This is a genomic window from Salmonella sp. SAL04202 (assembly GCF_046550775.1).
Lineage (GTDB): Bacteria > Pseudomonadota > Gammaproteobacteria > Enterobacterales > Enterobacteriaceae > Salmonella > Salmonella enterica.
Genome location: NZ_JBGDXK010000013.1, coordinates 17,286 through 26,227, shown reverse-complemented (window position 1 = coordinate 26,227; position 8,942 = coordinate 17,286). Strand labels below are relative to the sequence as shown.

Annotated in this window: 11 protein-coding genes; 5 read left to right on the top strand and 6 right to left on the bottom strand. The window is 51.9% G+C overall.

Annotated elements, in window-relative coordinates; genetic code table 11:
* Nucleotides 1–248 precede the first annotated feature (248 nt).
* On the top strand, nucleotides 249–803 hold the full coding sequence (locus tag ACLJQJ_RS23270; RefSeq protein WP_001285628.1) for a gamma carbonic anhydrase family protein: 555 nt from the start codon (nucleotides 249–251) through the stop codon (nucleotides 801–803).
* Here ACLJQJ_RS23270 and ACLJQJ_RS23265 read toward each other — a convergent pair.
* From ACLJQJ_RS23265 to dprA, 6 genes are read right to left on the bottom strand one after another with little or no spacing between them, the layout of a single operon-like run.
* Nucleotides 779–1,036, bottom strand: a complete 258-nt coding sequence (locus tag ACLJQJ_RS23265; protein WP_001070576.1) for a DUF1488 domain-containing protein — start codon at nucleotides 1,034–1,036, stop codon at nucleotides 779–781. The two genes, ACLJQJ_RS23270 and ACLJQJ_RS23265, sit on opposite strands and share 25 nt — an antisense overlap.
* Nucleotides 1,033–1,851 carry a shikimate dehydrogenase gene (aroE, locus tag ACLJQJ_RS23260; RefSeq protein ID WP_063809184.1) on the bottom strand — a complete coding sequence of 273 codons (819 nt, stop codon included), beginning with the start codon at nucleotides 1,849–1,851 and terminating at the stop codon, nucleotides 1,033–1,035. The genes ACLJQJ_RS23265 and aroE overlap by 4 nt, the downstream gene beginning before the upstream one ends.
* Nucleotides 1,852–1,855: 4 nt before the next feature.
* Nucleotides 1,856–2,428 carry an L-threonylcarbamoyladenylate synthase type 1 TsaC gene (gene tsaC / locus ACLJQJ_RS23255; protein WP_001063613.1) on the bottom strand — a complete coding sequence of 191 codons (573 nt, stop codon included), beginning with the start codon at nucleotides 2,426–2,428 and terminating at the stop codon, nucleotides 1,856–1,858.
* 4 nt (nucleotides 2,429–2,432) lie between these two features.
* Complete coding sequence (locus ACLJQJ_RS23250) at nucleotides 2,433–2,975, bottom strand: type I DNA topoisomerase (protein ID WP_001129708.1); 543 nt, start codon at nucleotides 2,973–2,975, stop codon at nucleotides 2,433–2,435.
* A 26-nt stretch (nucleotides 2,976–3,001) separates the two neighbouring features.
* The gene (gene smg / locus ACLJQJ_RS23245) at nucleotides 3,002–3,475 is read right to left on the bottom strand and encodes a DUF494 family protein Smg (protein ID WP_000460663.1); all 474 of its coding nucleotides are present in this window, start codon (nucleotides 3,473–3,475) and stop codon (nucleotides 3,002–3,004) included.
* Entirely contained in the window at nucleotides 3,447–4,571 is a 1,125-nt protein-coding gene (gene dprA / locus ACLJQJ_RS23240) for a DNA-protecting protein DprA (RefSeq protein ID WP_000124529.1), read from the bottom strand. The genes smg and dprA overlap by 29 nt, the downstream gene beginning before the upstream one ends.
* A 131-nt stretch (nucleotides 4,572–4,702) precedes the next feature.
* Between dprA and def the strand changes: the two genes are divergently transcribed.
* The 4 genes from def to trkA are packed head-to-tail and all read left to right on the top strand — an operon-like array spanning nucleotide 4,703 to nucleotide 8,914.
* The gene (gene def / locus ACLJQJ_RS23235; RefSeq protein ID WP_000114987.1) at nucleotides 4,703–5,212 is read left to right on the top strand and encodes a peptide deformylase; all 510 of its coding nucleotides are present in this window, start codon (nucleotides 4,703–4,705) and stop codon (nucleotides 5,210–5,212) included.
* Between the two features lie 15 nt (nucleotides 5,213–5,227).
* Nucleotides 5,228–6,175 carry a methionyl-tRNA formyltransferase gene (gene fmt, locus ACLJQJ_RS23230; protein WP_001285174.1) on the top strand — a complete coding sequence of 316 codons (948 nt, stop codon included), beginning with the start codon at nucleotides 5,228–5,230 and terminating at the stop codon, nucleotides 6,173–6,175.
* Nucleotides 6,176–6,226: 51 nt separating this feature from the next.
* Nucleotides 6,227–7,516 (top strand): 16S rRNA (cytosine(967)-C(5))-methyltransferase RsmB, encoded by a 1,290-nt coding sequence (gene rsmB, locus ACLJQJ_RS23225; protein WP_000744594.1) that lies wholly within the window; start codon nucleotides 6,227–6,229, stop codon nucleotides 7,514–7,516.
* A gap of 21 nt (nucleotides 7,517–7,537) precedes the next feature.
* Nucleotides 7,538–8,914: a Trk system potassium transporter TrkA gene (trkA, locus tag ACLJQJ_RS23220; RefSeq protein WP_000691374.1), complete on the top strand. Its 1,377-nt coding sequence runs from the start codon at nucleotides 7,538–7,540 to the stop codon at nucleotides 8,912–8,914.
* Nucleotides 8,915–8,942 lie beyond the last annotated feature (28 nt).

Genomic DNA, 8,942 nt, shown 5'->3' with positions numbered 1-8,942 from the left:
ATTTTTCTCTTCAACCGACCGGCTGTTTGTGTGAAGTGATTCACATCCGCCGTGTCGATGGAGGCGCATTATAGGGATCCCATTTTTTTGCACAAGCGTTTTTTGGATCTTTTTTTCTGTTTGTTGATTTTTCATCCCTTTCGCTCCATTCCTGCGCAAAGTGGCGATTTTTTGATGCTATCTCCCCTTGCACAACGCCGTTAAAGCAACCAAAGTCTTCATGACTATTCATTTATGATGAGGTAGACATGTCTGACACATTACGTCCTTATAAGGATCTTTTTCCTGAAATCGGTCAGCGCGTGATGATCGATACCAGCAGCGTGGTTATTGGTGATGTCCGTCTGGCGGATGATATCGGGATCTGGCCGCTTGTGGTGATTCGCGGCGATGTGAATTACGTTGCGATAGGGGCTCGTACGAACATTCAGGATGGCAGCGTTCTTCACGTAACCCACAAGTCTCCATCCAATCCACACGGCAACCCATTAATCATTGGCGAAGATGTTACCGTTGGCCATAAAGTTATGCTGCACGGCTGTACCATCGGTAACCGCGTACTGGTCGGTATGGGCTCCATTGTGCTGGATGGCGCGATAATAGAAGATGACGTAATGATTGGCGCGGGAAGCCTGGTGCCGCAGCACAAACGGCTGGAAAGCGGCTATTTATATCTTGGCAGTCCGGTAAAACAGATCCGCCCCCTGAGCGATGCTGAGAGATCGGGCCTGCAGTACTCCGCCAATAACTATGTAAAATGGAAAGACGACTATCTTTCTCAGGATAACCATATCCAACCGTGATCGTCTTCCTGCTGGGCCAGGATTAATGCTTCAGCCTCTTCTTCCAGGTCCCAGCGATACTCACGAAAAATGGTCAGCCATTGCTCCGCTGTTTCTCCACCAAAGCGATACGCCAGTACATCTTTTTTTATTGCACACGTGAGTTGCATCCCATTAACCAGGGCGGGAAAGATGACAGCGCTGGCGGCAGTATCCCATTCTTCGCGGTCAGGAAATTGTATGGCCTGGTTCACGCTAATAATTCCTGCTGTAGCAGCTTAATCACTGGCTCGACCTGCGGTAATACACCGTGCCAAAGCAAAACGGCATGTGCAGCCTGCCCCACCAGCATTCCCAGCCCATCTGCGTAGCGTTTTGCGCCCTGTTGTACACACCAGGAGAGAAATGGCGTATTCCCTTTTTGATAGAACATGTCATAGCAACAGAGGGAAGGGTGAATAAGTGACGCCGGAATCGCCGGGATTTCGCCGCGTATGCCGCTGGAGGTCGCATTAATAATCAGGTCAAACTCACAACCATCCAGCTTGTCCATATCCGTGGCATGAACGCTGCCGGTATGAGCAAAGATTTTCGCCAACGCTTCGGCACGTGAAGCTGTACGGTTAGTGATAGTGACCGCGCAATCCAAAGAAAGCAGAGGTAACAGCACGCCCCGGGATGCGCCGCCCGCGCCAATCAGCAAAATACGCCTTCCTGGGCGGATAAAATTTAACCGTTTGAGATCGCTTAATAAACCGATACCGTCAGTATTGTCGCCAAGCAAACGACCATCTTCCAGCCGCTTTAATGTATTGACTGCTCCCGCCAGCGATGCTCGTTCCGTTAACTCATCCGATCGCGCAAACGCCTCCTCTTTAAAAGGTACTGTGATGTTTGCGCCTTTTCCCCCTGCCGCGAAAAAGGCATCAAGCGTATTAATGAAATTATTAATAGGGGCCAGTACGCGACCATAGGGGTGAACAATATCTAGCTGCTGAGCAAATTGCTGATGAATAAATGGCGATTTGCTGTGCGCAATCGGATTTCCAAAAACAGCATAGGTTTCCATCATATTACCCCTGTCGAAACAGTTCGCCCGTCAGAGCATCGCGAATTTCTGAAGGATTTAAACGCCCACCCGTTGCGCCTTCAACCACCGGAAAATCATCACCAAATTGCGCACGCACCTCTTCAACGGTACGGCATGGCGGTAATCCGCTCAGATTGGCGCTGGTGGAAACCAGCGGTTTGCCATACGCATTGCATAGCGCGACCACCAGCGGGTGATTGGTAACACGAACGGCCAGGGAATCAAAACGTCCCGTGAGCCACCGCGGCGTTGTCGCGGGCGCAGGAAAAACAAACGTTACCGGCCCGGGCCAGCAATCAAATACCGCTTTACGCTGTGCGGCGGTAAGTATGCTGTCATCAATATAAGGTTTTAACTGCTCAAAGCTGGCGGCAATCAAAATGAGTCCCTTATCGACGGGCCGTTGTTTTAACGCCAGCAGGCGCGTAACGGCTGTTTCACTATCGGGATCGCAGCCGACGCCGAAAACGGCTTCTGTTGGATAAGCGATGACATTTTCTTTATTCAGGAGATCTACCGCCGCGGCGATAGATCCTGTTGGCAGGTTATTATTCACTTGTTTATTCCACCGGAACCGGCTTTCCACATTGTTTACTAGCGCAAAAGCGCTTCACGCCCTGCGCGGTTTTCTTTTCGATGAGTAGCGGATAATGGCACTCGGGGCATTCCCCCGCAACCGGTGTGAAGTTAATGACGAACTGACATTCCGGGTAGCGATCGCAGGAATGAAAGATTTTACCGTAACGAGAACGGCGCTGGACCAAATGTCCTTGCTGGCAGGCTGGACAGGCAATCGCCGTTTCATCCGGTTTATCAATAACCACTGTATGTTCACATTGCGGATATTGACTGCATCCGATGAACATGCCAAAGCGCCCCTGACGCAGCACCAGCACGGCGCCACACTCAGGGCACAGTTGCCCCTCCAGAATTTTAACGATATGTCCGTCCGCCTGACTTTTCAGCGGGCGAACATAATCGCATTCCGGATAGCGAGAACAGCCGAGAAACGGACCATGTTTCCCGGAACGAATTACCAGTTCGGCCCCGCACTGCGGGCAGGGCTCATTTTTACGCACCGAAAACAGTGCTGATTTAGCCATATTCACTCATGCAGCATTAACACCTATCAATGCAGCATACCTTCATTTACCTCAAAGAGTAATTCTTCCATTTGCTGATAGGCGTTTTCACAGCCCGGAATGTTGAATAACACCATCAAAATAACCCATTTCAAGTCTTCCAGGTCAAACTCTGCGGTATCCAGCGCCAGCACACGCTCAATCACCATTTCTCGTGTTTCGAGGTTTAGCACCTGAATCTGCTCAAGGAATAACAGGAACCCCCGGCAACTGGCATCAAGCCTTTCACACTCTTCAACCGTATAAATGCGCATTGAAAGAGGGTCGGAAGCAAGTTGCATGGGTTCCGCGAGGCCATCCTGATAGTCAGCGAGTTTTTCCAGCCACAGCAGCGCATTGTAGATGTCTTCGCGATCAAACCCAGCGTCGGTGAGATCACGCTCCAGTCTGTCCTGATCCACGCGCAGCTCGGCTTCGTTATGGATGTATGTTTCAAACAAATACATTAGTACGTCGAACATGGCTTGCCCTCCTTAATCGGACATAGCCGCCGGGTACAGCTGCGATCCATCCTGCTAACTCCAGTTCGAGTAGCTGAGCCACTACCGCTGGCACAGGTTGGCCGGCACGTTCAGCGACGACGTCAACAGGTGTTACCTCATCTCCTACGTTAGCCAGGAGCTCAGGAAATGGCAATGCCGCCTCATCCTGATTTAGTGAATAAAGTGAATTTTCCGCCGTAGTTGGCAACCAGTGTAAGCCGTATTGCAAATTTTCCAGAATATCCTCCGGCGTCGTCACAAGCGTAGCCCCTTGTTTAATTAACCAGTGCGTACCTTCGCTTCCCGGACTACCGATAGGACCTGGTAATGCAAAAACGTCCCGCCCCTGTTCAAGCGCGCAGCGCGCCGTCACCAACGAACCGCTGCGCAACGCCGCCTCGATTACCAGCACGCCTTTGCTCAGTCCGCTGATGATACGGTTTCTGCGAGGAAAATGTTGCGGTAGCGGAGGCGTTGAAAGCGGAAATTCTGAGACCACTGCGCCGCCGGTGGCAATCAAGTTTTCAGCCAGCATGGCATGTCGGCGAGGATAAATCTTTGCCAAGCCATTCCCTAACACCGCTACACTTTTTCCCCCCATACTCACCGCGGCGTTGTGTGCTACGCCATCAATTCCCCGGGCAAGGCCGCTGGTGATCGTCAAACCGCTTTTCGCAAGGCTTTCGCAAAGCAGACGTCCCCAACGTTCTCCATACCAGGAGTGGCTCCGGCTCCCTACGACGGCAAGTTGGCAGGTATGCAGACAGGCAGGATCGCCGTCAATAAAAATAGCGCCGGGATAATCGTCAATAGCACGCAGTTGGGGAGGATAAATTTCACTATCCGCACACAGAAAATGGTGCTGCGGTAGTTCAAGCCAGCGTAACGTCTCATCAAGCACACCTGCTGGAAGCTGTAAAAAACGTTCAGCTTGCCGCGCGGTAAGACCAGCCTCCTGAAGGTGCGTGCGATTTATCTGAGGCTGGCGAATAAGCGAATTCGCCATGTTCAACATCGCCTCGCCATAAAGGTCGCCGACGTACATTAAACGTAACCAAATTTCGGTACGGGCCATCCTTTCCCTCCCCTGCCACAAGCAGTCTGAACAATCTTTGCGATTGGTCACTGATGCTGTCAATCAGGTGGGGATTTGTCTAGAATAGAGGTAATAATCTTTTCAACTCCTGAACACAACTCTGGATAATTATGTCAGTTTTGCAAGTGTTACATATTCCGGACGAGCGCCTTCGCAAAGTCGCAAAGCCGGTTGAAGAAGTGAATGCAGAAATTCAGCGTATCGTCGATGATATGTTCGAAACGATGTACGCGGAAGAAGGTATCGGTCTGGCCGCAACGCAGGTCGATATCCACCAGCGGATCATCGTGATTGACGTTTCGGAAAACCGCGACGAGCGCCTGGTACTCATTAACCCGGAATTGCTGGAGAAAAGTGGCGAAACGGGTATAGAAGAAGGCTGTCTGTCGATTCCGGAACAGCGCGCTTTAGTGCCGCGCGCCGAGAAAGTGAAAATCCGCGCGCTGGATCGCGACGGCAACCCATTTGAACTTGAAGCGGATGGTTTGCTGGCAATCTGCATTCAGCATGAGATGGATCACCTGGTCGGTAAACTGTTTATCGATTATTTGTCGCCGCTGAAGCAACAACGTATTCGTCAGAAAGTAGAAAAACTCGACCGCCTGAACGCCCGGGCTTAAAGGACAAGAACCAACGTGTCAGATTCACTACGTATTATTTTTGCGGGTACACCTGACTTTGCAGCGCGTCATCTCGACGCGCTGTTAACTTCTGGACATAACGTTGTCGGCGTATTTACCCAACCCGATCGTCCAGCAGGTCGCGGCAAAAAGTTGATGCCCAGCCCGGTAAAAGTGCTGGCGGAAGAAAAAGGCCTGCCCGTTTTCCAGCCCGTGTCGCTTCGTCCTCAGGAAAACCAGCAACTGGTTGCTGACTTACATGCCGACGTCATGGTTGTCGTAGCATATGGTCTGATTCTCCCAAAGGCAGTGCTGGATATGCCCCGTCTCGGATGTATCAACGTTCACGGTTCGCTGCTTCCACGCTGGCGCGGCGCGGCGCCTATTCAGCGCTCACTCTGGGCAGGCGATGCGGAAACCGGCGTCACAATTATGCAGATGGATGTAGGGCTGGATACCGGCGACATGCTGTATAAACTTGCGTGCCCGATTACCGCAGAAGATACCAGTGGCTCACTGTATAATAAGTTGGCTGAACTTGGCCCGCAGGGGTTAATTACCACACTAAAACAACTGGCGGACGGCACAGCGACGCCTGAAGCGCAGAATGAAGCGCTGGTCACTCATGCGGAAAAGCTCAGTAAAGAAGAAGCGCGTATTGACTGGTCTCTCTCCGCAGCACAGCTGGAGCGTTGCATTCGCGCCTTTAATCCGTGGCCAATGAGCTGGCTGGAAATCGACGGCCAGCCGGTAAAAGTCTGGCAGGCGTCCGTCATTGAGGACGCCACGCAGTCGCTGCCGGGAACCATTCTGGCCGCGACGAAACAGGGCATTCAGGTTGCAACAGGCAAGGGGATATTAAATTTGCTTTCGCTTCAGCCTGCCGGCAAAAAAGCGATGAGCGCCCAGGATCTGTTAAATTCACGCCGGGAATGGTTTATTCCTGGTAACCGTCTTGCCTGACGGTCACGTCTTTATAAGCCCGGTGTTACCGGGCATTTTTATTTTATACATATGAAAAAACAAAACAATTTACGTAGTCTGGCAGCACAGGCCGTTGAACTGGTCGTCGAACAGGGACAATCATTAAGTAATGTGCTCCCGCCGCTGCAACAAAAAGTCGCCGATAAAGACAAAGCGCTACTTCAGGAGCTGTGCTTTGGCGTCCTGCGCACCCTTTCACAGCTGGAATGGCTGATCAATAAGCTGATGTCTCGTCCAATGACCGGCAAGCAGCGTACAGTGCATTACTTAATTATGGTCGGCTTTTATCAGTTGCTGTACACCCGCGTTCCTCCCCATGCGGCGCTGGCTGAAACCGTTGAAGGCGCGGTCGCCATCAAACGTCCGCAGTTGAAAGGGTTAATTAACGGCGTCCTGCGCCAGTTTCAGCGCCAGCAGGAAACGTTGCTTAATGAGTTTGCGACCAGCGATGCGCGCTTTTTACATCCAGGTTGGCTGGTAAAGCGTTTGCAAAATGCTTACCCCACACAGTGGCAACACATTATTGAAGCGAATAACCAGCGTCCACCGATGTGGCTACGTGTAAATCGTACACACCACACCCGCGACGGTTGGCTTGGCTTACTTGAAGACGCAGGCATGAAGGGATATCCCCATCCCGATTATCCCGACGCTGTACGTCTGGAAACGCCAGCTCCGGTACATGCTTTACCCGGTTTTGCTGAGGGTTGGGTAACTGTCCAGGATGCCTCTGCGCAGGGATGTGCGGTTTTTCTCGCTCCTCAGAACGGTGAGCACATTTTAGACTTGTGCGCCGCGCCCGGCGGTAAAACCACGCATATTCTCGAAGTGGCCCCCGAAGCAGACGTGTTGGCGGTTGATATTGATGAACAACGACTCTCCCGCGTTTACGACAACCTAAAGCGTCTTGGGATGAAAGCGACAGTTAAACAAGGGGATGGACGTTATCCCGCCCAATGGTGCGGCGAGCAGCAGTTTGACCGTATTCTGCTGGATGCGCCCTGCTCCGCAACCGGCGTCATTCGCCGTCATCCAGATATCAAATGGCTGCGTCGCGATCGCGATATCGCGGAACTGGCGCAATTACAGGCGGAAATTCTTGATGCCGTCTGGCCGCGCCTGAAGCCTGGCGGGACGCTGGTTTACGCCACCTGTTCCGTACTGCCGGAAGAAAACCGCGATCAGATCAAAACCTTTTTGCAACGCACTCCCGATGCCGCGCTCAGCGAAACGGGAACACCTGATCAGCCAGGACAGCAAAATCTGCCGGGCGGCGAAGAAGGTGATGGGTTCTTTTACGCTAAGCTAATCAAGAAGTGATGAGATAACGGGCCACGACTGATGAAAATTATCATACTGGGCGCAGGGCAAGTTGGCGGAACACTGGCGGAAAACCTGGTCGGCGAAAACAACGACATCACGGTGGTTGATACCAACGGCGAACGGTTACGCAGTTTGCAAGATAAGTTCGATCTACGCGTAGTTCAGGGGCATGGTTCGCATCCCCGCGTGTTACGCGAAGCGGGCGCTGACGATGCGGATATGCTGGTCGCTGTCACCAGTTCAGATGAAACTAATATGGTTGCCTGTCAGGTAGCCTATTCACTCTTCAACACTCCAAACCGTATCGCCCGCATTCGCTCCCCGGACTATGTTCGCGATGCGGATAAACTCTTTCATTCTGAAGCGGTTCCGATTGATCATCTGATCGCGCCGGAGCAGTTGGTTATCGATAATATTTATCGTCTGATCGAGTATCCGGGAGCATTACAGGTTGTAAACTTTGCTGAAGGGAAAGTCAGTCTGGCAGTAGTAAAAGCCTACTATGGCGGTCCACTAATAGGTAACGCGCTCTCGACAATGCGAGAGCATATGCCGCATATCGATACTCGCGTTGCCGCAATTTTCCGCCATGACAGACCAATCCGTCCTCAGGGCTCGACTATCGTGGAAGCAGGGGATGAAGTCTTCTTTATTGCGGCTTCACAGCATATCCGTGCAGTAATGAGCGAATTACAGCGTCTGGAAAAACCCTACAAGCGCATCATGCTGGTGGGCGGCGGCAATATCGGCGCCGGGCTGGCAAGGCGTCTGGAAAAAGACTATAGCGTTAAATTGATCGAACGCGATCAACAACGCGCCGCAGAACTGGCTGAGAAACTACAAAACACGATCGTCTTTTTTGGCGACGCTTCCGATCAGGAATTGCTGGCGGAGGAGCATATTGATCAGGTCGATCTCTTTATCGCGGTCACTAACGATGATGAAGCCAATATCATGTCCGCGATGTTGGCCAAGCGGATGGGCGCCAAAAAAGTGATGGTGCTGATTCAGCGTCGAGCTTATGTCGATCTTGTGCAGGGTAGCGTTATAGATATTGCGATTTCTCCGCAGCAGGCCACCATCTCTGCATTACTGAGCCATGTGCGTAAAGCGGATATCGTCGGCGTTTCCTCACTACGTCGCGGGGTTGCCGAAGCCATCGAAGCCGTCGCGCACGGCGATGAAAGCACTTCCCGCGTGGTTGGCCGCGTCATTGACGAAATAAAACTGCCACCAGGCACCATTATTGGCGCGGTCGTTCGCGGTAATGATGTCATGATTGCTAATGACAATTTGCGCATTGAACAAGGCGATCACGTCATTATGTTTTTGACCGATAAAAAGTTTATTACCGACGTCGAACGTCTGTTCCAGCCAAGTCCTTTCTTCCTCTAATTTAAGGGGCGCTCATTCAGCGCCCTTT

Coding starts and splice junctions, on each gene's coding strand:
- ACLJQJ_RS23270 (WP_001285628.1), top strand. CDS start 249: ATGTCTGACACATTACGTCCTTATAAGGATCTTTTTCCTGAAATCGGT.
- aroE (WP_063809184.1), bottom strand. CDS start 1,851: ATGGAAACCTATGCTGTTTTTGGAAATCCGATTGCGCACAGCAAATCG.
- ACLJQJ_RS23250 (WP_001129708.1), bottom strand. CDS start 2,975: ATGGCTAAATCAGCACTGTTTTCGGTGCGTAAAAATGAGCCCTGCCCG.
- smg (WP_000460663.1), bottom strand. CDS start 3,475: ATGTTCGACGTACTAATGTATTTGTTTGAAACATACATCCATAACGAA.
- dprA (WP_000124529.1), bottom strand. CDS start 4,571: ATGGCCCGTACCGAAATTTGGTTACGTTTAATGTACGTCGGCGACCTT.
- def (WP_000114987.1), top strand. CDS start 4,703: ATGTCAGTTTTGCAAGTGTTACATATTCCGGACGAGCGCCTTCGCAAA.
- rsmB (WP_000744594.1), top strand. CDS start 6,227: ATGAAAAAACAAAACAATTTACGTAGTCTGGCAGCACAGGCCGTTGAA.
- trkA (WP_000691374.1), top strand. CDS start 7,538: ATGAAAATTATCATACTGGGCGCAGGGCAAGTTGGCGGAACACTGGCG.